This window comes from Lentzea sp. NPDC054927 (genome assembly GCF_053610285.1).
Genome location: NZ_JBSGXZ010000006.1, coordinates 122,189 through 147,358, shown reverse-complemented (window position 1 = coordinate 147,358; position 25,170 = coordinate 122,189). Strand labels below are relative to the sequence as shown.

The 25,170-nt window shown below is 68.6% G+C and carries 24 protein-coding genes; 18 read left to right on the top strand and 6 right to left on the bottom strand.

Annotation, left to right across the window (positions count from 1 at the left end; translation table 11 throughout):
- Positions 1 to 110: 110 nt before the first annotated feature.
- Positions 111 to 1,004 (bottom strand): helix-turn-helix domain-containing protein, encoded by an 894-nt coding sequence (locus tag ACWGE0_RS12450; RefSeq protein ID WP_452260988.1) that lies wholly within the window; start codon positions 1,002 to 1,004, stop codon positions 111 to 113.
- A gap of 64 nt (positions 1,005 to 1,068) precedes the next feature.
- Here ACWGE0_RS12450 and ACWGE0_RS12445 point away from each other — a divergent pair, with 64 nt between their 5' ends.
- From ACWGE0_RS12445 to ACWGE0_RS12400, 10 genes are all read left to right on the top strand, one after another.
- Positions 1,069 to 1,701, top strand: a complete 633-nt coding sequence (locus ACWGE0_RS12445; RefSeq protein WP_452260987.1) for a DsbA family protein — start codon at positions 1,069 to 1,071, stop codon at positions 1,699 to 1,701.
- Positions 1,702 to 1,721: 20 nt separating this feature from the next.
- Positions 1,722 to 2,528 (top strand): MBL fold metallo-hydrolase, encoded by an 807-nt coding sequence (locus tag ACWGE0_RS12440; protein ID WP_452260986.1) that lies wholly within the window; start codon positions 1,722 to 1,724, stop codon positions 2,526 to 2,528.
- Entirely contained in the window at positions 2,519 to 2,932 is a 414-nt protein-coding gene (locus tag ACWGE0_RS12435; protein ID WP_452260985.1) for a nuclear transport factor 2 family protein, read from the top strand. The genes ACWGE0_RS12440 and ACWGE0_RS12435 overlap by 10 nt, the downstream gene beginning before the upstream one ends.
- 406 nt (positions 2,933 to 3,338) lie before the next feature.
- Positions 3,339 to 4,478, top strand: a complete 1,140-nt coding sequence (locus ACWGE0_RS12430) for an ABC transporter substrate-binding protein (protein WP_452260984.1) — start codon at positions 3,339 to 3,341, stop codon at positions 4,476 to 4,478.
- Positions 4,479 to 5,325: 847 nt separating this feature from the next.
- Positions 5,326 to 6,591 carry an ABC transporter substrate-binding protein gene (locus ACWGE0_RS12425; protein WP_452260983.1) on the top strand — a complete coding sequence of 422 codons (1,266 nt, stop codon included), beginning with the start codon at positions 5,326 to 5,328 and terminating at the stop codon, positions 6,589 to 6,591.
- Positions 6,588 to 7,547, top strand: a complete 960-nt coding sequence (locus ACWGE0_RS12420; RefSeq protein ID WP_452260982.1) for a carbohydrate ABC transporter permease — start codon at positions 6,588 to 6,590, stop codon at positions 7,545 to 7,547. The genes ACWGE0_RS12425 and ACWGE0_RS12420 overlap by 4 nt, the downstream gene beginning before the upstream one ends.
- A complete protein-coding gene (locus ACWGE0_RS12415; RefSeq protein ID WP_452260981.1) occupies positions 7,544 to 8,392 on the top strand; it encodes a carbohydrate ABC transporter permease in 849 nt (282 codons plus the stop codon). Before ACWGE0_RS12420 ends, ACWGE0_RS12415 begins: the two co-directional genes overlap by 4 nt.
- Positions 8,393 to 8,416: 24 nt before the next feature.
- Complete coding sequence (locus ACWGE0_RS12410; RefSeq protein ID WP_452260980.1) at positions 8,417 to 9,970, top strand: glycoside hydrolase family 43 protein; 1,554 nt, start codon at positions 8,417 to 8,419, stop codon at positions 9,968 to 9,970.
- Between the two features lie 744 nt (positions 9,971 to 10,714).
- Entirely contained in the window at positions 10,715 to 11,530 is an 816-nt protein-coding gene (locus ACWGE0_RS12405) for a hypothetical protein (RefSeq protein ID WP_452260979.1), read from the top strand.
- Between the two features lie 173 nt (positions 11,531 to 11,703).
- The gene (locus tag ACWGE0_RS12400; RefSeq protein WP_452260978.1) at positions 11,704 to 12,291 is read left to right on the top strand and encodes a GrpB family protein; all 588 of its coding nucleotides are present in this window, start codon (positions 11,704 to 11,706) and stop codon (positions 12,289 to 12,291) included.
- A 619-nt stretch (positions 12,292 to 12,910) separates the two neighbouring features.
- On the opposite strand, the gene ACWGE0_RS12395 is transcribed toward ACWGE0_RS12400, so the two are convergent.
- The 3 genes from ACWGE0_RS12395 to ACWGE0_RS12385 form a co-directional block, all read right to left on the bottom strand.
- Complete coding sequence (locus ACWGE0_RS12395) at positions 12,911 to 14,749, bottom strand: hypothetical protein (RefSeq protein WP_452260977.1); 1,839 nt, start codon at positions 14,747 to 14,749, stop codon at positions 12,911 to 12,913.
- A gap of 409 nt (positions 14,750 to 15,158) precedes the next feature.
- The gene (locus tag ACWGE0_RS12390; protein ID WP_452260976.1) at positions 15,159 to 15,518 is read right to left on the bottom strand and encodes a hypothetical protein; all 360 of its coding nucleotides are present in this window, start codon (positions 15,516 to 15,518) and stop codon (positions 15,159 to 15,161) included.
- Positions 15,519 to 15,802: 284 nt separating this feature from the next.
- On the bottom strand, positions 15,803 to 16,258 hold the full coding sequence (locus ACWGE0_RS12385) for a hypothetical protein (RefSeq protein ID WP_452260975.1): 456 nt from the start codon (positions 16,256 to 16,258) through the stop codon (positions 15,803 to 15,805).
- 309 nt (positions 16,259 to 16,567) lie between these two features.
- On the opposite strand from ACWGE0_RS12385, the gene ACWGE0_RS12380 reads away from it, so the two are divergent.
- On the top strand, positions 16,568 to 16,756 hold the full coding sequence (locus ACWGE0_RS12380; protein WP_452260974.1) for a hypothetical protein: 189 nt from the start codon (positions 16,568 to 16,570) through the stop codon (positions 16,754 to 16,756).
- Positions 16,757 to 16,807: 51 nt separating this feature from the next.
- Here ACWGE0_RS12380 and ACWGE0_RS12375 read toward each other — a convergent pair whose 3' ends face one another.
- Together ACWGE0_RS12375 and ACWGE0_RS12370 are read right to left on the bottom strand one after the other, a co-directional pair.
- Complete coding sequence (locus ACWGE0_RS12375; protein ID WP_452260973.1) at positions 16,808 to 17,203, bottom strand: DUF5313 family protein; 396 nt, start codon at positions 17,201 to 17,203, stop codon at positions 16,808 to 16,810.
- On the bottom strand, positions 17,200 to 17,592 hold the full coding sequence (locus ACWGE0_RS12370; protein ID WP_452260972.1) for a response regulator: 393 nt from the start codon (positions 17,590 to 17,592) through the stop codon (positions 17,200 to 17,202). The genes ACWGE0_RS12375 and ACWGE0_RS12370 overlap by 4 nt, the downstream gene beginning before the upstream one ends.
- 106 nt (positions 17,593 to 17,698) lie before the next feature.
- Between ACWGE0_RS12370 and ACWGE0_RS12365 the strand changes: the two genes are divergently transcribed.
- From ACWGE0_RS12365 to ACWGE0_RS12335, 7 genes are all read left to right on the top strand, one after another.
- Positions 17,699 to 18,049: an ArsR/SmtB family transcription factor gene (locus ACWGE0_RS12365; protein ID WP_452260971.1), complete on the top strand. Its 351-nt coding sequence runs from the start codon at positions 17,699 to 17,701 to the stop codon at positions 18,047 to 18,049.
- An 84-nt stretch (positions 18,050 to 18,133) separates the two neighbouring features.
- Complete coding sequence (locus tag ACWGE0_RS12360) at positions 18,134 to 18,619, top strand: NADH-quinone oxidoreductase subunit B family protein (protein WP_452260970.1); 486 nt, start codon at positions 18,134 to 18,136, stop codon at positions 18,617 to 18,619.
- The gene (locus ACWGE0_RS12355) at positions 18,616 to 20,613 is read left to right on the top strand and encodes a proton-conducting transporter transmembrane domain-containing protein (RefSeq protein ID WP_452260969.1); all 1,998 of its coding nucleotides are present in this window, start codon (positions 18,616 to 18,618) and stop codon (positions 20,611 to 20,613) included. The genes ACWGE0_RS12360 and ACWGE0_RS12355 overlap by 4 nt, the downstream gene beginning before the upstream one ends.
- Positions 20,610 to 21,557 carry a respiratory chain complex I subunit 1 family protein gene (locus tag ACWGE0_RS12350; RefSeq protein WP_452260968.1) on the top strand — a complete coding sequence of 316 codons (948 nt, stop codon included), beginning with the start codon at positions 20,610 to 20,612 and terminating at the stop codon, positions 21,555 to 21,557. Before ACWGE0_RS12355 ends, ACWGE0_RS12350 begins: the two co-directional genes overlap by 4 nt.
- A gap of 12 nt (positions 21,558 to 21,569) precedes the next feature.
- The gene (locus tag ACWGE0_RS12345; protein ID WP_452260967.1) at positions 21,570 to 22,232 is read left to right on the top strand and encodes a hypothetical protein; all 663 of its coding nucleotides are present in this window, start codon (positions 21,570 to 21,572) and stop codon (positions 22,230 to 22,232) included.
- Positions 22,232 to 23,689 (top strand): proton-conducting transporter transmembrane domain-containing protein, encoded by a 1,458-nt coding sequence (locus tag ACWGE0_RS12340; RefSeq protein WP_452260966.1) that lies wholly within the window; start codon positions 22,232 to 22,234, stop codon positions 23,687 to 23,689. The genes ACWGE0_RS12345 and ACWGE0_RS12340 overlap by 1 nt, the downstream gene beginning before the upstream one ends.
- Positions 23,686 to 25,167, top strand: a complete 1,482-nt coding sequence (locus ACWGE0_RS12335) for a hydrogenase large subunit (protein WP_452260965.1) — start codon at positions 23,686 to 23,688, stop codon at positions 25,165 to 25,167. The genes ACWGE0_RS12340 and ACWGE0_RS12335 overlap by 4 nt, the downstream gene beginning before the upstream one ends.
- The last annotated feature ends 3 nt before the right edge of the window (positions 25,168 to 25,170 follow it).

The window sequence follows — 25,170 nt, the reverse complement described above, 5'->3', positions numbered from 1 at the left end:
GCGCGGACGCTCACGGTCGCGGCGTTGGAGACATACGGTTTGCGGTCCTGATGGTGAAGTCGACCGGTGCGGACCTCGCACCGGTCGGAGCGGCGAGTTCGAGGACATCTTCACCGTGGCGATTCGGCGCTCGGCCAGAAGCGGTCCCGGAAAGCGGCTGGGGTCGTCCCGGTGCGGTGCTGGAAGTACTTGGAGAAGTTGGACGGATCGTCGAAGCCGAGTTGTCCGGCGATCCGTACGACTGGGTCGGGTCCGTGGGCGAGGAGGCGTTTGGCTTCGAGCACGACGCGCTCGTCGATGAGTTGCTTGGCGCTGAGGCCGGTGTTCTCGCGGGCGAGTCGGTTGAGGGTGCGGGTCGAGTAGCCCAGGCGGGCCGCGTAGTCGGCGACCTTGTGCCTGGTGCGGAAGCTCGCTTCCAGCTCGTCGCGGAACCAGACGAACACCTCGTGCGTAGGCAGGCGGTGGCCGCTGCCCTCCGGTTCGGTCAGGACGAGCAGGAGCAGCACCGCGGCGAGAGCGCGGGCCAGGGCGGCGTCACGGATGTCCGCTGTGGAGGGTGCCGATGTCGCGGCGGCGGCCTGCGCGGCGTCGAGGGCGGCTGAGGCCGCCGTGCCCGCGACCGTGGCGGCGGCCCAGTGGTTGGGGGTGATCACACCCGCCGACCGGATCAGTTCCCACGTACCGGTGTCGATCGCGGACGGGGTGAACAGGAAGACCGGGCCCTCGATGTCGTCGATGGCGCCCCACTGCTGCACCTGCCTGGCGCGCACCCATACGAGGTCGCCGGGTTCGAGCGGGTAGCCGGTGAAGTCGACGGTGTGCACGGTGCTGCCCGACTCGACGCGGATCAGCAGGTCGAAGTCGAGGCGCTGGGGTGCGATGAACTCACGTGGACCACCGCGTTCCCGCATGCGCGCCAGAGAGGTGAGCTCGATCTCTCCGGTGACACCGGGCGGCGGCGCATACCGGACAGGCCGGATGGCCTCCGGGAGTGTGGTTCCCATTTTTACCATGTTACGTCCCCCAGCTACCGTGAAAACCGCAGCTCAGGTCCATAGGCTTCTGGTCATGGCAATGAGATTGACCTATGTGTTCGACGCCTACTGCGGCTGGTGTCACGGCTTCGGCCCGGCGGTCCGAGGCTTCGCCGACGCCAACGCCGGGCGGGTCCGGCTCGACGTCGTGAGCGGGGGCCTGTTCACCGGCGCCCAGGTCGCGCCGATCGGCACCATGACGTACGTGGCGGGCGCCAACGCGCGCATCGCCGCGCTGACCGGTGCCGAGTTCGGACCCGGCTACCACGGGCTCGTCGCCGACGGCCGCTTCAAGATGGATTCCACGGCCGCCGCCACCGGATTCGCCGCGCTGCGGGCGGCCGCTCCCGACCGTGCCCTGGAGTCTGCGGAGGCGATGCAGCGGGCGTTCTACGTCGACGGGCTGAGCCTGTCGGAGGCGTCGACCTACCGTCACATCGCCGAGCAGCAGGGCTTGGACGCGGACGCGGTCGTGAGCGGGTTCGCCTCGCCCGCGAGCAGGACCGCGGCGGCACAGGACTTCACTCGCGCGGCCCGGCTCGGGGTCAGTTCCTACCCGACCCTCCTGTTGCACACCGACACCGGCGTGATCCGGCTCGGGGGTCCCACGTCGACGGCCACCCAGCTCACCGATGCGATCGACCGGCACCTCGCCCTCTCCGAGTGACAATCCGAAGGAACACAGCAATGAGCGCCCTCACCTACAAGATCATCGACGCGGCCGCGAGCTCGCTCAACAAGACCAGCACGCTCGTCACGGGTGACACCGAGGCAGTCGTGGTGGACTCGGCCTTCACCAGGGCCGACGGGCACCGGATCGTCGCCGAGGTTCTTGACTCCGGCAAGCGGCTGACCACCGTGCTGATCACAGCCGGTGACCCGGACTTCTACTTCGGCGCCGAGGTCGTCGCAGACGCCTTCCCCGAGGCCGTGTTCGTGGCACCGGCCGACGTCATCGAGCACATCCGCGAGACCTACGAGAAGAAGCTGGCCGCCTGGGCACACCTCGGCGACAACCTGCCCACCAGGTTGGTCGACATCGTGCCGCTGACCACGCCTTCGGTCACCGTGGACGGCGTCGAGCTCGAGGTGCGCCGCGGCAGCGACGCTCTCGGCGACCGCGCCTGGTACGTCTTCGAGCCCGCTGGCCGCGCCCTGCTTGGTGGTGTGCTGCTGTTCGAAGGGCTGCACGTGTGGACCGCTGACACGCCGAGTGTCGAAGAGCGCGCGGAATGGCTCCGCTTCCTCGACGGTCTCGAAGCGCTCGACCCCACCTTCGTCGTCGCCGGCCACCGCGTCGCCGATGCGCCCACCGACACGACCGCCATCCGGCACACTCGCGACTACCTGCGGCTCTTCGAGAAGACCGTGGCCGACGCCGACGACGCCGCAGCGGCCGAGGAAAGCCTGCTGGCCGCCTACCTGGACGCCGGGCTGCGGATCGCCGCCTCGCTGGGCACCAAGGTCGCGAAGGGAGAGATGACGTGGGGCTGACCCCGGCCGACGACACGGCACCTGCCGCCGTGGTCCGGCGCCAGTACCTCGCCTCCGCCGCGGGCGACCTCACGGCCCTGCGCGCGACCCTCGCTCCCGACGTGGAGTGGACGGAGATGGCGGGTTTCCCGCTCGCCGGCACCTACCGCACACCCGAGGGCGTGACGAGCGGGGTGATGGAGGAATTGGCGCAGGACTGGGACGGCTGGGTCGCCCACGACGACACCTACGTCGTGGACGGCGAGGACGTCGTTGTCCTGGCCCGCTACACCGCGACGCACAAGGCGACCTGCAAACCGCTGAACGTTCGGGTGGCGCACCACTTCACGGTGCGTGGCGGGTTGATCGTTCGGTTCGAACAGTTCGTCGACACCGCGCTCGTCCGCGACGTTGCCACCCCATGATGCGCCTGAGATGGAGCACCCGCGCCACACAGGTCAGCCGGTAGTGATCACAGCGTCTCACCGGCTGTGCGCGGGTGTCCGTGTTCGGCGCACCCGCGAACGACTGTCGTTGCTCTGGGAAGTCACGAGCCGGGAGTTCGGAGTGTTCGCTTTGACGCGTGAGCGCCGGGCGAGTGCGGCAGCGGTAGCCGTACCGATGCTGAGACCGCCAACTGCAGGCGGGTCAACGCTCAGTCGGCGACGCACCAACAGCAGTCCAATGTGAACGACACGAGAACCACGTCACGGTCGTTGCGTTCGCCGACATCTGGCACGGCAGATGCTGTCTTGTCAGGTCAATGCTTGCCGCCGTCGTTCCGGCAGGTCGGCGTTCCCTTCCCTGTCCACGCTCAGAAAGGGTTGCCCAGTGACCAGTCTTCCCAGTCGACGGCGCTTCCTCGCCGCCGGAGCGGGTGCCGCGCTCGGCCTCAGCACGCTCGGTGCCACCGCCTCCACGGCCGCGGCCGCTCCCGCCGACTCGTCGCGCGGCTCTGGCCGCGAGGAAACCAGGACCCTCGATGAGCTGTACCGCGACGCTCTCGCCGAGGGCGGCAGGCTGGTGATCTACGCGGGTGGAGACCTCGCCGACTCGGGGAGCGGCGCGGGTGCGCGAACAGCCTTCCGCCAGCGGTTCCCGGAGATCGACCTCCGGCTGATCGTGGACTACAGCAAGTACCACGACGTCCGCGTGGACAACCAGCTGGCGACCAGCACCTTGGTCCCTGACGTCGTGCAGTTGCAGACGGTGCAGGACTTCACCCGGTGGAAGCGCGAGGGCCGGCTGCTGCACTACAAGCCCGCCGGCTTCGGCAAGCTGTACAACAAGTTCCGGGATCCGGACGGCGCCTGGATCGCCGGCATGGTCATCGCCTTCAGCTACATCTACGACGTGGCGGCGGCCGGGGCCAATCCGCCACTGTCGCCGCTGGACCTGGTCGACCCGCGCTGGAAGGGCGTCGTCGCCTCGTCCTACCCGCACGACGACGACGCGGTGCTCTACCTCTACTCCCTCTACGTCGCGACCTACGGCTGGGACTGGATCGCGCGTCTCGCCGCCCAGCAACCGCAGTTCGCCCGCGGCTCCTTCTCGCCGGGCACCGCGATCAACAACAAGTCGGCGGTCATCGGCGTCGGCGCGGGCGGCAACCCCACCAGCACCGGCCCGGTCCGCATGGGAATGCCCGATGGGCACCCGTTCATGGCGTGGGGCCAGCGGATCGCGATCCTCAGGCAGGCAGCCAACCCGACGGCGGCCAAGCTGTACCTGAACTGGCAGCTGTCCACCGAACGCCAGACCTCCAACAGCTGGTCGGTACGCACGGACATCGCCCCACCCGCCGGCCTGAAGCCGATCTGGGAGTACCCGAACGCCAACGTGGACGGGTTCCCCCGGTTCATGGAGGACCGCGCCAAGGTCGAGCAGCTGAAGCAGACCTTCGCCCTGTACTTCGGCGAGGTCAAGGGCGACCCGACACCCGGCTGGCCCGGCTTGCATCCAGGAGCATGACCCTGCGCGACACGTCCTTTCTCGAACGGCCACAGTGGGATCGCGCCACCGACATTGGCGCGATCCCACTGTCATCATCGCCACCTCTCGTCACCAGATCTGGTGCCTCCCGGTGAACGATCGAGGGTTGGATGCCAAAGCGAGGCGCGGCGGGCCGGGATCCCCTTTCGCGCATTCGAGCGTGGCTGTCCCGCGTGCGTCACGCACTCATTTCGGCCCTTGAGTCCGCAGGCGAGTCAGTGCTCGACGACATGGCTTCCGCAGTAGCGGGTGACGACGCGTTGAGCTGGCCTCCAGACCGCCTCCGGTATCGCTACTGGGCCCTGCCCGTGGCCGAGGAGACGTCGCATTGCCTACCAACAGGTAGTACTCCGTGATCGTGTGTCCACACGCGACACGGCCGCAGCGTTCCCTGGGTGCGCGCTTAAGGCGTAACACCCCAGCCGCGTGCTCTCGATCTCCGGTCACCGGTCCGGGACAGGCAGCCCTCGACGTCCCCTTGGGGGACTCTTTGAGCTGCATGGACAGGGGAGTCAGCAGCCCAACGTCGACCAGGCCGTCACTGCTAACGGTTTTCGAAACTTTTAGCTAGTTCGCGTTCACAAAGTTTGTGGCAAAGGTCCATTGTGGATCAATTTCTGGTTGGGCGATTGCAAGTATTACAACGGTTCTTGACGACACCTGTGACGCGGCTTACTGTCGTGAGCGCTAACAATCGGAGTTGAGACGGAAAGTTTCGACCGCACGGTGCGGCAGGAGCTCGACCCGATTCACGCGATCGCCCGCTTGCGGTGGCCCACCGCGCGGTGGCGGTGCCGCCTGTTCTCGCACACCTTGGAGAAGCGTCGTGAACCTCCGCTCGCCCCTGCTGCGCACCGCCGCGGTCTTGGCCCTCCTCACTGCCTGCACACCCGGCACTGGAGGCGGCGGGGGAGGCGACGGCAAGTCCTTCGAGTTCTGGTCGTTCTCCGCCATCAACCAGAAGCTGACGGTGGAGGCGTACCAGGTGAAGCGCCCGGACATCCAGATCAAGCTGACCGAGGTGGGCACCTCCACGGAGACCGCCCAGTCGCTGACCACGGCGCTCGCTGGCGGGAAGGTGCCGGACCTGGTGCTCATCCAGGGCGACAACCTGCCGCAGTTCGTGGAGCAGCCGCAGAACTTCGTGGACCTGAGGACGCTGGGCGCCGACGACGTCAAGGGCGACTACCTGGACTGGGTGTGGAAGCAGAGCGTCGCCAAGGACGGCGAGGTGCTGGGCGTCCCGACCGACGTGGGCGGCATGGCCGTGGCGTACCGGACCGACCTGTTCGCCGCCGCCGGGCTGCCCACCGACCGGGAGGCCGTGAGCGCGCTGTGGCCGACGTGGGACGCGTTCATCGAGACGGGCAAGCGCTACAAGCAGGCCACCGGCAAGGCGTTCACCGACAACGCGGCGACGAGCGTCTTCTACCAGGCGGTCAACCAGGTCTCGGAGAAGTACTACAGCGAGGACCGCAAGCTGGTCTACAGCACCAACCCGCAGGTGAAGGCCGCGTTCGACCTCGGCATCAAGGCGGCCACCGCGGGGATCACCTCCGGGCAGTCCTCGTTCGAGAGCGCGTGGAGCACCGGCATGGCGCAGGGCCAGTACGCGGCCGTGTCCGCGCCGTCGTGGATGCTCAACAGCATCCGCAGCACCGCCCCCGACACCAAGGGCAAGTGGGACATCGCGAAGATCCCCGGCGGCTCCGGCAACTGGGGCGGCAGCTATCTGGCTATCCCCAAGCGCGCGAAGAACCCGCAGGCGGCCTGGGAGTACATCAAGGAGATGCAGTCGCCGCAGGGCCAGCTGGAGCACTTTGCCCGGGTCGGCGCGCTGCCCTCGACGCCCTCGGTTTACCAGGACTCGAAGCTCACCGACGCGAAGGACCCGTTCTTCTCCGACGCGCCGACCGGCAAGATCTACACCGACTCGCTGCTCGGCCTCAAGCCGTTCTACATCGGCCCCGACAGCGCGGCCATCGGCCAGGAGTTCCTCAACGCCATCACCAACGTCGAGCAGAGCGGCGGGAACCCGGCCACGGCGTGGGACGACGCGCTGCGCAACATCAAGACCGCTATCGGCGAGTGACTGCCGTGACCGTCACGCTCTCCCCGCCGCTCGACACGGTGCCACCGCCGCCCAAGGCCCGCAGGACGATGGGCGTGGGCGAGCGGTTGTCGGCGTACGTCTACATCGCGCCGTTCTTCCTCATCTTCGGGGTGTTCGGGCTGTTCCCGTTCGCCTTCACGTTCTACGTGGCCCTGTTCGACTGGAACCCCATCGGCGACCAGGTGTTCATCGGTTTCGACAACTTCGTCCGGATGTTCGCCGATCCGCGGTTCTGGAACGCCGCCGGCAACACGGTGAGCATTTGGGCGCTGTCCACCGTGCCGCAGCTGCTGCTCGCGCTGGTGCTGGCGCACGTGCTCAACCACGCCCGGCTGCGGTTCGCGCTGTTCTTCCGGATGTCGGTGCTGGTCCCGTACATCACCTCGGTGGCGGCCACGGCGATCGTGTTCGTGCAGCTGTTCGACCGCGACTACGGCCTGTTGAACTGGTTGCTCGGCTTCGTCGGCGTGGAGCCGATCGACTTCGTGCAGTCCACTTGGGGCAGTCACCTGCTGATCGCGACGATGGTGATGTGGCGGTGGTTCGGCTACACCACGCTGCTCTACCTCGCCTCGCTCCAGTCGGTGCCCCGGTCGGTGTTCGAGGCTGCGGCCATCGACGGCGCGGGCCCGTGGCAGCGCTTCCGCCACATCACCGTGCCCTCGCTGCGACCGGTGATCATCTTCACCGTGGTCACCTCGACCATCGGCGGCCTGCAGATCTTCACCGAACCGCTGCTGATCGCCTCGGGTGCGCCGCTCACATGCGGGGCGGTGCGGCAGTGCCAGACGTTGACACTGTTCCTGTACGAACAGGGCTTCGGGCAGTTCGAGTTCGGCTACGGCTCGGCGGTGGGCGTCGCCCTGTTCGTGATGGTCGTGGTGATCGCCGCGATCAACTACCTGCTGTCCACCCGGATCAAGGCGGACCGATGACGACCACCGCGCCGCGCCGCCGGCACCTCGACCGGGTTCGCTGGTGGACGTACCTGCTGCTGATCCTTGCCACCGTCGCGTGCCTGTTTCCGCTGTACTGGATGTTCATCGTGGCCACCTCGGACACTGCGACCGCGACGCGGATGCCGCCCGAGGTCGTGCCCGGCGGCAACTTCTTCCACCTCGCCGGCCTGGTCATGGAGACGGTGCCGTTCGTGCAGTCGCTGCTCAACAGCCTCGCCGTGGCCACGGCGATCGGCATCGGCCAGGCGGTGCTGTGCTCGCTGGCCGGGTTCGCCTTCGCCAAGCTGCGCTTCCCCGGCCGCAACGCGCTGTTCCTGGTCGTGGTGCTGACCATGACCGTGCCGACGCAGCTCTCGGTCATCCCGCAGTACCTGATCATGTCCGAGCTGGGCTGGGTCGACACGCTGCAGGCATTGATCGTGCCCGGCCTGGCGAGCGCGTTCGGCATCTTCTGGATGCGCCAGCACATCTCGGCCACCATCAGCGACGAGCTGATGCAGGCGGCCCGCATCGACGGCGCGAGCACCGGGCAGGTGTTCTGGCGCATCGCGTTCCCGATCGTGCGGCCGGCCGCGTTCGTCCTGGGCCTGTTCGGGTTCGTCACCGCGTGGAACGACTTCCTGTGGCCGTTCATCGTGCTCAAGTCACCCGAGCGCTACACCGCCCAGATCGCCATCAAGGCGCTGCAGAACAGCTACGACGTCGACCTCGGCCTGGCCATGTCCGGCTCGTTCCTGGCCACCGTCCCGCTGGTCGTGCTGTTCGTCCTGGTCGGCCGCCGCATGGTCGCCGGGATCCTCGAAGGCGCCTTCAAGGGCTGAAGCCCTCGCACAACAAGGAAAACCATGAACTCACCGAACTCCGGCGCGTCGTTCTACGACAACCCCGTGATCCCTGGGTTCCACCCCGATCCCAGCGTGTGCCGGGTCGGCGAGGACTACTACCTGGTGTGCTCCAGCTTTGAGTACTTCCCAGGCGTGCCGATCTTCCACAGCCGCGACCTGGTGCACTGGCGGCAGATCGGCAACGTCCTCGACCGCCCGGCGCAGTTGCCGCTGCCGTCCGACGCGATGGCGTCCGACGGTATCTACGCCCCCACGATCCGGCACCACGACGGCCGGTTCTGGATGATCACCACGAACGTGTCGCAGGGCGGCAACTTCCTCGTCACCGCCGAACGGCCCGAAGGCCCCTGGTCGGACCCGGTGTGGCTGAACCTGCCCGGCATCGACCCCGACCTGGCCTGGGACGACGACGGCAATTGCTGGTGCGCCTTCGCCGGCGCCCACGGCCCCAGCTTCTCCGGCGTGCAGATCGCCCGCATCGACCCCGAGAGCGGGAAGGTGCTGGAGGACCCGTTCCCCGCCTGGGCCGGCACCGGGTTGCAGTGGCCAGAGGCGCCCCACCTGTACCGCGTCGGCGAGTGGTGGCACCTGCTGATCGCCGAGGGCGGCACCGAACGCGGCCACACCGTGGCCATGGCGCGCGCCCGTTCGCCGCGCGGTCCGTGGGAGTCGGCGCCGACCAACCCGATCCTGTCGCACCGCAGCACCAACCACCCGATCCAGAGCACCGGCCACGCCGACCTGGTCACCACGCCGGACGGCGAGTGGTGGATGGTCCTGCTGGCCACCCGCCCGGTCGGGTACAGCCCCAAGTTCCACGTCCTGGGCCGGGAAACGTTCCTCACCCCCGTCCAGTGGGAGGACGGCTGGCCGCGCGTCGGACCCGTCAACCTGCGAGAGCGGGCGCCGGGCGCCCCGCGACCGCAGGAGCCGACACCGCAGCGCGACGACTTCGACGCGCCGGAGCTGGAGCCCCGGCTGATCTCCCTGCGGTCGCGCCCGAACGGCTCGTGGTCGCTGACCGAGCGGCCGGGGTGGCTCGCCCTGCACGCCACCGGCGGCACGCTGGACCAGCCGGGCTGCACCTTCGTCGGCCGCCGCCAGCAGCACCCCGAGAGCCGGACCGCGGTGCTGTTGGACCACGGCGCCGGTCGCGCCGGCCTGTCGGTGCGCCTGGACGAGGGCCACCACTACGACCTGGAGGTGGCCGACGGACAGGCGAGCGTGATCGCACGCATCGGACCCCTGCGCCAGGTCGTGGCCACCCGCACCGTGCCGGCGGGCCCGGTGGCCCTCGTGATCTCCACCAGGTCCGCCCGGGAGTGGTCGGTGGGGGAGGAGAGGCTGTCGGGCCTGCACGTCGCCGCACCCGACTTCGTCGCCTTCCACGTCGGCACGGACCCCGAGCCGCTGGCCGAGCTCGACGGCAGGTACCTGTCCACGGAGGTCGCCACCGGCTTCACCGGCCGGGTGATCGGCATGTACGCCACCGAGGGCACCGCGTGGTTCGACTGGTTCGACCACGGCCCGCTTGACGCACCTGGTCGCTTCTGACGACGAACCTGTGGCCAGTCACCGTGGACGAGTGGTGGCGGACGTTCCTGCGGGCGAGGCGACACCGTTCCCGCCTCGTTCCAGATCATCGACACCTCGAGGCTGGTTCCTATGTGCTCTACCTGCGCTCGTTCGAGGAAGACGAGCGGCAGACGGTCCTGCACGAGATGCCAGCGTCGGGTGCCGGGTAGCGCCTCAGTCTGCGAGCGGAGGAATGCCGACCAGGTCGTCGAGGTGCGCTCGGGAGCCGAGTCGAGCCCGGCGTCTTTGAGGATCTGCCAGACGGTGGAGGCGGCGATTGTGATGCCGAGGACGAGTGGTTCGCCATGGATGCGGCGGTAGCCCCAGGCGGGATTCTCGCGTGCCAGGCGCAGCACCAGGAGTCGGATGGTTCGTGGTCGGCCGGGACGCTTGGGACGAGGTCTGGCTGCGTGGCGGCGGGCGAGCAGGTCCCTGTGCCAGCGCAGGACTGTTTCCGGTCGCACCAGTAATCGGAGCCGACGAAGCATGGCGACCGGGGCGTCGGTGCAGCAGCGCCGCGAGGAACGCGCAGTCGCCGATGGGAAGCAGTCGCACCTCAGGAGCTTCCGACCCCTAACGCTACGCACGACTTCAACCTGCATGGATGGAGTTGTCGGCAGGCACAACCTCATGCCTTACTTTAGTCAGGTGTCCGGCGATCAAGGTTGTTGATAGACGCGATGGGGGTAGAAGTTGTACGCCTTCTGTCGATACGGGTCCGCGTTGGTGCTGGTCGTCTATGGGTTCGCAAAGCTCAACGGGTCGCAGTTCACGGTTCTGTCGTCCGAATTGGACAAGCCAATGGGTGATGTCTCAGGTTTCTGGCTGACCTGGCATTACTTCGGCTTCTCGCCGATTTTCGGCACGTTGGTCGCGCTGGTCCAAATCGCCCTCGGCGTACTGCTGTGCTGGCGCAAGACCACATTGATGGCCGCGTGCGGCGGGCTGGGCGTGCTCGCCACGATCACGCTGATCGACCTGACCTATGGCGTCGACACCATAGGTACCGTGATGGCTGCGGCAACCACCGCCTGCCTGGGTTTCGTGGTGGCCCGGCATCGCGCTGACCTCGTGCGCGTGCTCTGGACCGACCAGCATTCCACCGACACACAAGGTATGCGCGAGGTCATCGTGAGGGCGATCATCCAGGTCGCGGTGTTGGGCGCCGCGTTCGCTGGCACATACTGGATTGCCAATGAGAACAACCGTGCGCCGACGCCGCTGGATGGCGCCTGGGAGGTCCGTACCGGGACCTACCAGCCAGTCGGCACTGTTCATCCGGTTGAGCGCCTGTACTTCGAGTACAACCGCGCCTACCTGGTGGTCTTCCGCTTCGGTAACCAATGGATCGAGCACCATTTCGAGGTTGACCCCGCGCGGCGAGAGCTGCGGATATGGGAACAATGGCTCCGCAAAGACACGCCCCTGTTGTTCAACGGTGCCTATGAGCTGACCGGCGATCGACTGGTGATCACCGGAACCTTTGACGACAACGCCTCACCCGTTCGCCTCGAGCTCACTCGACTCAGGAATCACTGAAACGGGTCTCGTTTGGTGAAGTTTCTCTGCACTTGTCAAGTTGATCAAGCATGGCGTTGGCGTAGGCAGGTGTGCTGCCATCGTTCGTGCGAGGTTCGGGCACTCAATCCGGCGGCAACCGCTCACAGAAAAAACGATCGGCTCGCCGGCGGACCACTGCTACGTTGCCACGGGTGCCCGCCTTTGAGGAGATCACCCGACACGACGACAACGACCCGTCGGAGAACCCTTGGGTGAATGGCCCCCCACTGCCGGAGACGGTCGCGATCGTTGCCTACCAGCCCGATTGGCCGCGCCGCTACCAGGCCGCGGCGGCGGAGATCCGCAAGGCGCTCGGCGCGGTGGTACTCGACATCGAGCATGTCGGGTCGACTTCCGTGGAAGGGCTGGCCGCCAAGGACATCATCGACATCGACCTGACGGTGGCCGATCCCCGCGATGAGGATGGGTACGTCCCCCCACTCGCCCGTATCGGCTACATGCTCACGATTCGGGAGCCGTCCTGGCACGAGCACAGGTGCCTGAGGTTGAGCGAGCCCCGCGTGAACCTGCACGTGTTCGGGCCGGACTGCCCGGAGATCATCCGGCACCGCATGTTCCGCGACTGGCTGCGCGCCCACCCCGAGGACCGCGCGCGGTACGAGGACGCGAAACGGGCGGCGGTCCCAGGGGGCGGGAACGTCATGGACTACAACGCGCGCAAGCAGGAGATCGTCCGCGCGATTTATGACCGGCTCTTCCGCGCGGCGGGAATGCTGTAGGACCCGGACAACAGCCACACGATCTGGTTCGGCAGGCACCTCAGGTCATCGCAATGCCGTGATGACGGGTATGCCGCGGCCGACCGGTGCGATGCGTGTGGGGTGCCAGAACTCCGCACACACGCGCTGAGCTGCGGTGGTCGGGCTCGATCGTTCTGACGGCATGATCGTGGGCATGGCGCCGTGACTGCTGTATCTCATCTTTGTCCATCTGGCTGGCTGGCTGGTTCTGCTCGGACGGTCCTCGGTGGCCAATGACGTGGAGTTGTTGGTGTTGCGGCATGAGCCTGTCTGGTTGCGGGACGGGCGATCTCGTCGCGTTTTGCGGTCTCGGCCTGCGCTGCAGGCCGTACGCCGACGCGGCCACAACGCCGGGTATCGCGACTAGCAGGCTCGCGCAGACGAGCAGCACCGACGACATCCGCGGCTGGCCTTCCTTGGCGACTTGCACGGCCGCCGCGAACACCGCCGCGAGGATCGCGCACATGAGGAGGACGAGCCCGCGCTTGCGCGTAGGAACCACCCCTTATCGGCATCCAGCCATCCGGGCAGCTGAAGTTGGCACGAACAACACCGTGCGGCGCAGAAATCCGACGCAGGTAGCACTTGCGGGGCTGGCTCACTGGCCCCTGATCGCCGACTCGACGGTGTCGCCGACCAGGTAGTCCGTGACCATGTAGGCGGCCACCCCGACGAGGAACCCCACTGCGGCGCCGAGCGGCGTCGCGGGTGCGCCGACGATCGCGCCGGTGATGCCCGCCGCGAGGACGCCCGACACCGCCGCCCGGCCGCCGCGTGCCGCGTAGTCCACGCCGTGGTAGTCGGCGGTGCCTCGCATCTCCTCGATGGCCATGTGTCCCACCTCGATCAGCGGGGCGGCGACCGCGGCACCGGCGGCACTCGTGCCTGCGCGGCCCAGCACGACGTACACCCGTCCCGCTCCGCCGGTCATCAGCGCGTTGCCGACGGTCGCGCCCACCCTCGTCTCCACCGCGCCACCGACGCCCGCGCCGAAACCGGTGGACGCCGCGGTCGTGCCCAGGTCCGCCCCGGACGGCATGCCCTGTCCGTCAGCGAGCGAAGCACCCGCCTGGAACAACACGCCAGCACCCGCGCCCATGGCACCCGATCGCGCGCCTGCGCGGCCCATCGCGCCCGGCGCGCCGTGCTGGGCCACTGACAAGGCCTCCGGGAACGAGCGCATCGCGATGTCCGGCCGCGGACCGCGGCCTGAACCGCCCAGGCCCGCCGCGAGCCGGAAGTTCTGGAGGGCCTGCAGGCCTGCGGTGTCCGTGCCGTGGCTGACGACCTTCTCCGACAGCGCCTGCGCCAGCCGGGTGAGGATCGGCGTGCGCTGAGCGGGAGCCAGGGCGTTGAGTTGGGCCAGCGTGCGGATCTGAGCGCCGGCGACGTGCTCGTTCGCGACCGCGAGGTGTGCCTCGATCGCGGCCTGGTGGCGTGCCGGGTCGGTCATGACACCGGTGGACACGGTGGCCCGGAACGTGGTCACGTCGTCGGCGTTGACCGCGAGCCTGCCTCGGCGGATCACGTCCTGGCGGGCGGCCTGCCAGGCGGCCGACGCGGCCGGTGGCCACGGGAGTGTCGGGTGCTGGTTCCACACTGCCCGGTCGAAAGCGGTGCTGCCGCTGGATCCGGTGAGCTCCGCGAAGGACCGGCGGTAGTAGTCGCGGCGCCCGGCGACGTCCTGCGTGGTGCCTTTGACGCTCACCAGCCGCCCGCCGGTGTCGGCGTAGTCCCACACCGGATATCGGCCCGTCTGCGCCGCCGAACCGCTCCCGTTCATCCGCCACGGCTCCTGGTTGAGGTCGCGGGCGAACGGACCGCTTTGGCCGGCGCTGTAGGACTGTTCGCCCACGGCACCGGTGAACCCCCGGCGCAACACATTGGGTCCGCTGACCTCGGTGCCGACGACGGCGGGAAGTTGCCGTTCGAACGCGCTGGTCTGCAGCCGCGGTCCGAGCACGCCGGTGGCCGCCGCCTCGTCCAGGCTCGTGATCGGCACACCAAGGCCGGTGATGGCCCGTTGGAACTGGCGCTGCGTCACGATCACGGCGGGCGCCGACCGGGTCCAGGTCAGCGGCGCGGTGCCGACGTCGACAACCTGCGCGACCAGACCGCCGTCTGTGAGGGCGAGGAACTGCCCTCGGCCACCCGCGGTGCGTTCCTCGGCGAGGAAAGCCTGTCCGGCGTCGATGCGGGACCGCCGCTCCTGGTCCAGCGCGGTCTGGCGGGCGGTGGCCGCCTGACGTTCCGCGGCGGCCAGTTCGGGCCGGGCGAGCTGCTGGCGGACGGTCTCGATCTCGTCCAGCAGGCCGTTGTTGGTGAGGTCGCCGACCGGGGTGGCATCGGCCCGCGCCGGTGTGGTGGCCGGTCGTTGCTGTCGCTGCACCCAGGCGGTGACGGCCGCGTTGCCCGCGGCGCGGGGCATGGCGGGCAACGGCGGGTGTGTTCCGCGGTGTTGCGATCGCGGTTGTCCCGCGCCGGAGCCGGGCTCCGGAGAACGGTGGGCGTGGGTGGGCACCCCTTCAGGCTCTCGGTGCTGCAGCGGGGATGTCGATGGCCTGCGGGGCAGACCCAGGGGCAGCGGGGATGCGGACCGTCTACGACGGCCACGCCCGCAGCAGCGAGTCGAGCGCACGTCGTTTCTGTGGTTGGCGATCAGCGGGAGCTGCCGGTTGGTGTGCTCGCGTCGCTACGCCAACAGGGCGGCGTGTTGCGAACAGCGAGAGGGCGGGATGGCGGAACAAGCTGATCCAGGCGTCGTCCGGCAGCGGGCCGCAGTCGACCGTCCGGCGGGTGCGCTCGGAGGTCTCGTTCTCGGGGCGCTCGCTGCCGCCACCATGGGTTCACCTGGGCTGGTTGTCGGACCAGCTCTTGGGGCGACGTCCGCACCCTGGCTCGAAGAACTGAGTCATTACGCGCGCATTGCTGTAGGCCGACGCGCCGAGAAAGTCCGTCGTGCCGTGGCGGAGGCGAGTGACGTCACCGGCATGGAGGAGTACGAACTGTTCGGCGCGATCCTGGTGGACGACAAGTTGACGGAGCTTGCGAACAGAGTCATCGAGGCTGCGGCCACGAGCTCGTTCGAGCAGAAGATCCTCATGTTGGGTCGCGCTCTGCGACGTGCTGTGGCTGAGCAGGACCGAGCGCGCGTCGACGCGGAGATGGTTGTTGTCGACGCGATCTCGAAGATCGAGGTGGCCCATCTGCGTGTGCTTGTGGTGCTTGCTTCAGAGCGTCCGATGGAGATGATGCCGCCGGTTCAAGGCACGCCGACGAAGTACGACGTCTCTGGAAAGCCTGACGCGTGGGCGTATTCGTGGACGGATGATCAGCTGAGGATCGCCAATCCGGGGCTCGTGGACGTCAGTGGGGTCCTGACGGCCCAGCTGGTCTCGTTAGGCATGGACTGGCTCACCCGTGTCGAGGTACGCAGTAGCTCAAGGCGCTTCCGGGTCTGCTGCTCGTCGGCAGAAGTGTGGCTGGCGGTTCAGTGTGGCGGCTCGACGCTGTCGGACCGTTCGAGGTCGGAGATCCACAGGGCAAGCGCTGCCCGTGCGTCGCGCAGGGTGCGTGCCGGCTCGCCGAGTCCGCCCAACGCCAGCCGCCGCTGTTCGAGCTTGGGGCTCCGGAACTTCGGGAAGGCGAGTTTGAGGCACGTGTCGATCATCTCGGCGTGGTAGTGCAGTAGCTGAGTCACCCGGAACTCCAGTGACGCGCGGTCGGCGTCGCCGATGAGGTCCAGAGCCCATCCGTGCAGCCGGCAGTAGTCGGACGCGATCCGGCCGCCTCGGCGGGCCACCTGTGCCGGGACGTCGCCAGGTTGCGCGCAGGCGTCGATGATGTGCTCGGCGGCGGGTTGGAGTGTGACCGCATGGTTGGCTACCTCCAGCAGCGACTGCAGCGCGACCAGACGCGCGGCGGCGGGATCCTTCGCAGCTGCCACGGCCGCGCCTCGCCGCGGGCGACGTCCCGGAATCCGCATGTGAGCCACCAGCCTCGATGAGCCAGCCCGGAAGCATCCAGTATGAAACACCACGAGGCGCGCCGCGAGGTGCGGGAGTGTGGATGGGCTTCCGGCCGGTTGGGCGTCGCGCTAGACGCCGCCGAGGTGACGAATTGGCAAGAGTAGCTCGTTGCGACAGCTCAGAGTCGTGAGCGGCGGATCCGTTCGCTTCAGTGCCCTCGCGCACTGCCGTTGGAACGGATTGAGGTGACCAGTGCTCGCGCTGGATTGGTGTGTGCTGACGTAGCAGTGGCCGAACGCTCGCGGCGGCGTGACGCTGGCCGCGCCGGCGATCGGAAGATCGCCGAGGAACTCATGGACGAGTTCGTCCGCAAGCACTTCATCCAGCCTGACCTGGACACGAACGACATGTCGTACCCGGGTCCGCGGCTCAGCCTCGTGACGGTGCTCAACCGGGGTGGCTGGCAGCAGCCGTGACGTGCGGACGGCGCAGCGTCGTCCAAGCAATAGCGGTACTTCACGCGTGGTTCAGGAGTTACCGCGGTAAAGCCGTTCGTAGGCGGCTTTGGCGCGTGCGTCTGCCTCAGCGTGTTTGGCCCGGCGGGTCTGCTCGCCGAGGCCGCGTGGAAGTCCCTGTTTGACCAGGCGGTGCTCGGTCGTGTGCCACATGTAGGTCATCGAGTAGAAGTAGCCGACGCACATGCCCAGCACGATCGACAGGATCCTGATGTAGAGCGGTCCGGGTAGCAGGAGCAGCAGCAGGATCGGTGATATCTGGACGAGGCCGCGTACGAAGTGTCGTACCGCCCATGTGCGGCAGGTGACGTCGTGCAGCACCCACGGGTTGCATCGCTGAGGCAGCCGTCCGCCGACCGCGTACCACAGCCACTGGGCCGGATTGGGTCTGGTTCCACGCAGTGTCATCGGTCGGCGTTCTCCTCAGCCGCTCTGTGGATTGCCGCGACGATCTTGCGGTTCGGCACGCCCTTGATCACGTACTCGACCACGCCGAGCTCTCTGAGTTCGGACTCGGACGGGGCATCGATGAGGCCGCACAACGCGACGAGCCTGACCGCCGGCACCCGCTGATGCATGCGGCGGATGGCGTGCAAGCCGTCGCCGGGCAGGTGCACGTCCACCACGGCGACATCCGGCAGGTGCTGTTCGGCCAGCCGGATCGCGCCGTCCGCGGTTCCCGCGACCGCGACCACGTCGATGTCGGCGGCGCTCTGGAGGACCTCCCGAAGCGTGTCCCGGAACAGAGGGGAGGCGTCGGCGACGAGAACTCTCAGCCGGTCGGGAGTTCCGGTCACGATGTGGTCCTGTCAGGCTGTGCGTGTTTTCGGACTTGCTAAGATTAGCAAGTGCTGAAGCATGCGACCAGCTGTCGGGCACCGCACGAGCGGGGAGGGGGAGCGGATGAGCAAGCCGCTGTACCAGCTCAAGGCGGAGTTCTTCAAGACGCTGGGCCACCCTGCGCGGATCCGGGTGCTGGAGCTGCTCAGCGGGCGTGAGCACGCGGTCGCCGAGATGGTGCCGCAGGTGGGTGTCGAGACCGGGAACCTCTCCCAGCAGCTGGCGGTGCTGCGCCGGGCCGGCCTGGTCACCACCCGCAAAGAGGGCGCGACGGTCTACTACTCGCCGACCAGCACGCACGTGGCCGAACTGCTGGCCGTGGCGCGGCGGATCCTCTCGGCCGTGCTGTCCGGGCAGGTCGAGTTGCTCGAGGATCTTCGCACCGCCGGCCAGCCGGTGCCGCGCGGCGGTTGAGCGATGATCACCCCGCGTCCCTCCCCCGAGGCGGGGTGACCACACCCTCCTTCGAACTACCGACTCCATCGCGGGAGCAAGAGCGTGCTGAGTTTATGGCGCAAGATCCGCCGAACCGGGCGAGTGGCCGAGCCTGCACCGCCGCTGCCTGCGGGCGACCGGCCGGCGCAGGCGGCGGTGCTGGGCGGGTCGGTGCAGATCCGGCACGTCGACGCGGGATCGTGCAACGGCTGCGAGGTCGAGATCGGGTCGGCGTTCGGGCCGGTCTACGACGGCGAGCGCTATGGGGCGCGGCTGGTCGCTTCGCCTCGGCACGCGGACGCGTTGCTGGTGACCGGTGTGGTGACGCGCAACATGGCTGAGCCGCTGCGGCGGACGTTCGACGCGGTCTCAGCGCCGAAGCTGGTGGTGGCAGTCGGGGACTGCGCACGCAACTGCGGGGTGTTCGCGGGCGCCTACGGGGTTGCCGGTGCGGTGCGTGACGTGGTGCCGGTCGACCTGGAGATCGCTGGGTGTCCGCCGCGGCCGGAGGCGATCGTCGAGGGGCTGCGGAAGCTGACCGGCCGATGAACCTCGCTGCGACAGGTATGGCCGCGGCGGTGGCCATCGGGCTGCTGACCGGGTTGGCCGCGTTGGTCGTCCCGGCGCGGGCAGCTGTGGTGGGCGCGGGGACGGCATTGACGGGTGTGGCCGCGGCGTTCGCGGGGGCCGTTGCGCTGGGCGGGGGTTCGTTCTCCGTTGAGCTGCCTGGGTTGTTGCCGTTGTCTGGAGTGTCACTGGCGCTGGACCCGCTGGGCGGGTTGTTCGTGGCGGTGACCGGCGGTGTCGCGGTGGCTGCCGGGATCTACGCGGTGTCCTGTGCGGACACGGCGGATCTGCGGGCACGAGGTGTGCAGGTGGCGCTGCCGCTGTTCGTGGTGGCGATGGTGCTGGTGCCCGCTGCCGCGAACGTGGGCACGTTGCTGGTGTGCTGGGAGCTGATGGCACTGGCGTCGCTGGTGCTGGTGGTTGCCGAGCACCGGCGTGGCCCGCAGGTGGCTTCGGCGGGCCGGTGGTACGCGGTGATGACGCACCTGGGTCTTACTTCCGTCCTGATCGGACTGATGGTGTTCGTCGCGCACACCGGAGACGACTCGTTCACCGCGCTGCGCGAAGCAGGTCCGCGCCTCTCGCCCGCAGTGGCGGCGGTCGTGTTCGTGGCGACGCTGGCAGGGTTCGCGTCGAAGGCGGGGATCGTGCCGCTGCACGCCTGGCTGCCGCGCGCACATCCGGAGGCGCCGAGTCATGTGTCGGCGTTGATGTCCGCCGCGATGGTGAATCTCGGGGTGTACGGGCTGCTGCGAGTCGGGGTCGACCTGCTCGGCGGGGGTGTGGCGTGGTGGTGGCTGCTGGTGCTCGCGTTGGGCACCGTGTCGGCCGTGTACGGGATCCTGCAGGCGGCGATGAGCTCGGATCTGAAGCGGCTGCTGGGGCAGTCGACGACGGAGAACATGGGGCTGGTGCTGGTCGGAGTCGGTGCGGCCGGGCTGTTCGCCTCCTCAGGGGGCCGTTTTCTGGCCGCATTGGCGCTGACCGCCGCCCTGGTGCACGTGGTCGGCCATGCGGCGTTCAAGACGCTGTTGTTCCTGGCGGCAGGATCGGTCCTGCACGCCACCGGCAGCCGAGATCTCGACGCGCTGGGCGGACTGCGGCCGACGATGCCGGTGACCACGGCCGCGTTCGGACTGGGGGCGCTGGCGGCGTCGGCGTTGCCGCCGGGCACGGCGTTCGTGTCGGAATGGCTGTTGCTCCAAGCGTTGATCCACGGCCTGCCCTCGGGCGGGGCGGCGGTGAGGATCGCCATGCCGGTCGCTGTGGCGGCGGTGGCGCTGACCGCCGGGCTGGCGGTGGCCACCTTCGTGAAGGCCTTCGGCGTTGGATTCCTGGCGAAACCGCGCAGCGACGCAGCTGCTGCCGCGCACGAGAGCCCCGCCAGCATGCTCGCCGGCATGGGTGTCGCCGGGCTGGCCTGCGTGGTGCTCGCCCTCTGGCCGGCCGGGATTCTCCCGGCGGTGCAGGCCGCGGCCGGTGGGGCAGCGGTGTCCGGCGATGTCACTTTGCGGCTGACACAGGTAACCGGTGCGTTGTCGCCACTGCTGCTCATGCTCGGTCTCGTCGCCGCGCTGGTCGTGGCGGTCGGTGGGATGCGGGTGGCCGCGGCGAGGCGAATGCGTCGGGAGGCCCGCTTGTGGGACTGCGGCGGTGGGCCGATGTCTTCCCGGATGGAGTACACGGCGACGTCGTTCGCCGAGCCGTTGCAGCGAGTGTTCGACGACGTGGTGCAGCCGGAGCTGGACGTGGACGTGACTCACCACGAGGAATCTCGGTACCTGGTGCAAGCCGTGGAGTACCGCAGGAAGGTCCCGGACCGGATCGAGCGGCGTCTCTACCAGCCGGTGCTGAGCCTGATCGCCGCGTGGGGCCGGGCCGGGCGCGGACTGGCGTCGGGCAGTGTGCACCGCTACCTGGGCTACGGCTTCTACGCGGTGTGCAGCGTGCTGATCCTGCTGGCTGTGACCCGATGAGCGCGCTCGGAGTGGTCGGCGGGGTCGTGCAGCCGTTGCTGATCGTCGCTGGATCACCGCTGTTGGTCGGTCTGATGCGGCAGGTGCGGGCCAGGTTGGAAGGCCGTGCCGGCGCCGGGGTCGGGCAGCCGTGGCGTGACCTGCGCAAGCTGCTGCACAAGGAGTCGATCACCCCGCGCGGTACCAGCGAGGTGTTCCGCGTCGCACCGTTGGTGCTGATGGCCACGACACTTCTGGTCGCGGTCGTGGCGCCGTTCGTGACGACCGACTCAGCGCTCGACCCGGCAGCTGATCTGTTCGCGGTGGTGGCGTTGCTGGCGCTGGGCGCGGTGGCGCTCGCGTTGGCCGGGCTGGACACCGGTACGGCGTTCGGTGGGATGGGTGCCAGCCGGGAGATGACCATTCTCGCGCTGGTGGAGCCGACTCTGCTGGTGGCGATCTTCGCGTTGTCGGTGCCGGTCGGGTCGACCAACCTGAGCGCGATCGTGTCGTCGACCCTGCACGATCCGGCACGGGTGATCTCGCCGGTGAGCTTGCTGGCCGCGGTCGCCTTGTTCGTGGTGATCGTCGCGGAGACCGGGCGGTTGCCGGTGGACAACCCGTCGACACATCTTGAGCTGACGATGGTTCACGAGGCGATGGTGCTCGAGTATGCGGGTCCTGATCTGGCGCTGGTGGAACTGGCGTCCGCGATGCGGCTGTCGGTGTTCCTCGGACTGCTGGCGAACCTGTTCCTGCCGTGGGGAATCGCCACCACGGCCACCCCGGTGGCGCTGCTGATCGGGGTACTGGCCCTGGTCGTGAAGGTCGGCGTGCTCGGCGTGCTGTTGGCCGCCGGTGAGGTGTTCGTCGCCAAGCTGCGGCTGTTCCGGGTGCCCGAGCTGCTGGCCGGGTCGTTCCTGCTGGCCCTGCTGGCGGTCGCGGCCTCGTTCTTCCTGGCCTGAAGGGAAATGCCGATGAGCGAGAGCCTGTACGTGTCGCTGCTCGATCTGGCGTGCGGTGCCTTGCTGCTGACGGCCGTGCTTGTGTTGTGGCTCCGCGAGCTCGCGGTGATCATCCGGGTGTTCGCGTTGCAGGGTGCGGCACTTGCCGTCCTTGTGGGTGTGCTGGCAGCCCACGAGAACTCCGCGGAGCTGTGGGCCGTGGCGATGGGAGTCCTGGTGCTGCGTGCGGGACTGCTGCCTCACCTGTTGCGGCGGGCCCTGGCAGGTGCGGGGGAGTCGCAACGGGAGACCAGTCCGCTGGTGAACGTGGCGTCGTCGCTGCTGGCAGCCGCCGCGCTGACGCTGTTGGCCTACGCGGTGTCGCAGCCGTTGGTGGCGCTGGCACCGTCTGCGGCGACGCAGGCGATCCCGGTCGGGGTGACCGTGATGCTGATCGGGTTTTTCGTGTTGGTGACCCGGCGTCGCGCCTTGTCGCAGCTGGTCGGGTTTCTGTTGATGGACAACGGGATCACCGCGGTCGGATTCCTCGCCACGACCGGGGTGGGCCTCGTGGTGGAGCTCGGGGTGTCGCTGGACGTGTTGCTGGCGGTGCTGGTCCTGCAGATCCTCACCACTCGGATGCGGAAGACCTTCGGCGACACCGACCTTGACGAACTGCGGGAGTTGCGCGACTGATGACAGTGCTTGTTCCCGTGGGAGTGCCCGTGCTCGGCGCACTCACCTACGTGGTGTTCGGCTGGCGACGCGCCACCGCGTGGATCAGCGCTGTGAGCGCGAGCGTTGTGTTGACCGCCGCGATCGTCCTGGCGGTCGCGGTGATCCGATCCGGGCCGCTGACCGCGATGGGCGGGTTGCTGCGCGTGGACGCGCTATCGGCGTTCATGCTGCTGGTGATCGGTGCGGTTGGGCTGATCGCCACCGCCGCGACCCCGGCGTATCTGCGGGAGGAGATCGCGGCAGAACGGGCGACCGGTCGTGCCGCCGCGCGACACAGCCTGCTCGTGCAGCTGTTCCTGGCCACCATGGCGCTGGCGGTGCTCGCGGCGAATCTCGGCGTGGTGTGGGTGGCCGTCGAGGCCACCACGATCGTGACCGCGTTCCTGGTCGGGCAGCGCCGCACCCGCGCCTCCGTGGAAGCGGCGTGGAAGTACGTGGTGATCTGTTCGGCCGGTATCGCGCTCGCGCTGCTGGGCACCATCGTGCTCAACTTCGCCGCCGCCCACGCTCCCGGAACCGCCGGGCTGGACCTCGCCGCGCTCGCCGCGCACGCACCAGGTCTCGACCACGGTGTCACCCGCATCGCGATCGTGTTGCTGGTGCTCGGGTTCGGCACCAAGGCTGGCCTGGCCCCGCTGCACGCGTGGCTGCCGGACGCGCACTCCCAGGCACCGGCGCCGGTGTCGGCGCTGATGTCCGGTGTGCTCCTTTCGGTGGCGTTCTACGCGATCCTGCGCGTCAAGGTGATCAGCGATGGTGCGCTGGGCGCCGGGTTCGCCCGCACGCTGCTTGCAGTGATGGCGCTGGCGTCACTGCTGCTGGCCGCGTCACTGCTCATCGCCCAGCGCGACTACAAGCGAATGCTGGCCTACTCCAGCATCGAACACCTCGGCCTGGTCGCGTTCGGCGCCGCGATCGGCAGCCCCCTCGCACTGGCCGCCGCGCTGCTACACGTTCTCGGCCACGGGCTGACCAAGTCGGTGCTGTTCCTCGGCGCCGGCCGCGTCCTGCAGATCACCGGCACCAGCCAGATCAACGGCGTGCGCGGCCTGCTGGCACGTCACCCGGCGCTCGCGGCGACGTTCGGTCTCGGCGTGCTCGCGCTGATCGGGCTGCCTCCGTTCAGTCTGTTCGCCAGCGAACTCGGCATTGTTCGCGCAGGCTTCGCCGCCGGCCTCGGCTGGCCGACGACTGCCGCGCTGCTGCTGGTGCTGGTGATCGCCGCCGCCCTGATCGTCCGTACCAGCCGGATGCTCCTCGGACCGCCCGTGTCCACTCCGGACACCGCGGCGGCCTCGCCGATCCCGATCGCGCTGGCGGGCGGGTTGCTCGCGTGTGCCGTGCTCGGTGTCGCGGCGGGACCGCTGCCGGTGCTGCTGGACCTGGCCATTGACACCCTGGTGGTGACCCGATGATCACGACCCTCACTCCTGCGGAGCTGCCCGAGCACGCCAGTTCCCTGTTGAAACAGGGATACCGGCTCGCGCTGGTCGCCGGCCATGACGACGGCAGTGTTGATTCTTCCGGCAGGCTGCGCGCGGTGTACCTGTTCACCGCCGCCGCGCCGGATCGGCGGGTCGAACTGCACGTCCCGCTCGACCCTGGCGCGCCCGCGGTGCCGAGCCTGGCGCGACTGTCGTTCGCGGCCGGACGGTTCGAACGCGAGATGCACGACCTGTTCGGCATCGTGCCCACCGACCACCCGCTACCGCGGCGGCTGGTACGCCACTTCCACTGGCCCCAGGGCTGGTACCCGATGCTCACCGACGCGGGCGACCCGCCGGAGTTCGGAGACCTCGACGGCCCGTACCCGTTCCGGACCGTGGAAGGACCAGGGGTCTACGAGATCCCGGTCGGACCGGTGCACGCCGGCATGATCGGACCGGGCCACTTCCGGTTCTCCGTGGTCGGCGAGACCATCCTCAATCTCAGGGCACGGCTCTGGTTCGTCCACAGAGGACTCGAAAAGCTGTTTCACGGCCGCACTCCGGAGGACGGGATCGAACTGGCGGAACGGGTGAGTGGCGACACCAGCGTCGGCCACACCCTCGCCTTCTGCCTCGCCGTTGAGGACGCCCATCGTCTGCCCGTGCCCGAGGACGCGCAACGCATCCGTGCGATCCTGCTCGAGCTCGAACGGCTCTACAACCACATCACCGACATCGGCGCGCTGTGCAACGACGTCGCCTACAGCGTGCTCAACGCCCACGCCCAGCGCGTTCGCGAACGCCTGCTGCGCATCAACGACACCGTCACCGGTCACCGGTTGCTGCGTGGCGCCATCCACGTCGGTGGCGCCACGATCGCCGCGCTTCCCGACCCGCGTGAGCTCGCCGCGATCGGCGTCGACATCGGCGAGATCGTCGAGCTGGCACTGTCCAACGCCGTCGTGGCCGACCGGTTCACCGGCACCGCGCCACTCAGTCGGGCTCAGGCCGCGGACCTCGGCACGTTGGGCGTCGTAGCCCGTGCCAGCGGTCTGACCGCCGACGCCCGGCACGACCACCCGTTCCTGTCCTCGGAGTTCCCCCGTGCCGTCCACACTCATACGAACGGTGACGTCCTGTCCCGCTTCCTGGTGCGTGCGGAGGAAATCGTCACCTCGATTGCCAGGATCACCAGCCTCGCCGACATGCTGGGCGCCCGAAACGCCGCGACCACACGGATCGCCATGGGGACCGGCCGGTCCGGGGTCGGCATCGTCGAGGGCTGGCGCGGCACGATCGTGCATCGCGTCGAGCTCGTCGACGGACGGCTTCGCCGGGTGAAGATCGTGGACCCCAGCTTCTTCAACTGGCCCGCGCTCCCGGTCGCGCTGGCGGACACGATCGTTCCCGACTTCCCGTTGACCAACAAGAGCTTCAACCTCTCCTACGCCGGCAACGACCTGTAGAGA

Excerpts from the sequence above, each read along its gene's own strand:
- ACWGE0_RS12355 (WP_452260969.1), top strand. The coding sequence starts at position 18,616 with ATGAACCTCGCTGCGACAGGTATGGCCGCGGCGGTGGCCATCGGGCTG.
- ACWGE0_RS12415 (WP_452260981.1), top strand. The coding sequence starts at position 7,544 with ATGACGACCACCGCGCCGCGCCGCCGGCACCTCGACCGGGTTCGCTGG.
- ACWGE0_RS12445 (WP_452260987.1), top strand. The coding sequence starts at position 1,069 with ATGGCAATGAGATTGACCTATGTGTTCGACGCCTACTGCGGCTGGTGT.
- ACWGE0_RS12450 (WP_452260988.1), bottom strand. The coding sequence starts at position 1,004 with ATGGGAACCACACTCCCGGAGGCCATCCGGCCTGTCCGGTATGCGCCG.
- ACWGE0_RS12340 (WP_452260966.1), top strand. The coding sequence starts at position 22,232 with ATGACAGTGCTTGTTCCCGTGGGAGTGCCCGTGCTCGGCGCACTCACC.
- ACWGE0_RS12365 (WP_452260971.1), top strand. The coding sequence starts at position 17,699 with ATGAGCAAGCCGCTGTACCAGCTCAAGGCGGAGTTCTTCAAGACGCTG.
- ACWGE0_RS12350 (WP_452260968.1), top strand. The coding sequence starts at position 20,610 with ATGAGCGCGCTCGGAGTGGTCGGCGGGGTCGTGCAGCCGTTGCTGATC.
- ACWGE0_RS12390 (WP_452260976.1), bottom strand. The coding sequence starts at position 15,518 with ATGGGCCACCTCGATCTTCGAGATCGCGTCGACAACAACCATCTCCGC.
- ACWGE0_RS12440 (WP_452260986.1), top strand. The coding sequence starts at position 1,722 with ATGAGCGCCCTCACCTACAAGATCATCGACGCGGCCGCGAGCTCGCTC.
- ACWGE0_RS12375 (WP_452260973.1), bottom strand. The coding sequence starts at position 17,203 with ATGACACTGCGTGGAACCAGACCCAATCCGGCCCAGTGGCTGTGGTAC.
- ACWGE0_RS12335 (WP_452260965.1), top strand. The coding sequence starts at position 23,686 with ATGATCACGACCCTCACTCCTGCGGAGCTGCCCGAGCACGCCAGTTCC.
- ACWGE0_RS12410 (WP_452260980.1), top strand. The coding sequence starts at position 8,417 with ATGAACTCACCGAACTCCGGCGCGTCGTTCTACGACAACCCCGTGATC.
- ACWGE0_RS12345 (WP_452260967.1), top strand. The coding sequence starts at position 21,570 with ATGAGCGAGAGCCTGTACGTGTCGCTGCTCGATCTGGCGTGCGGTGCC.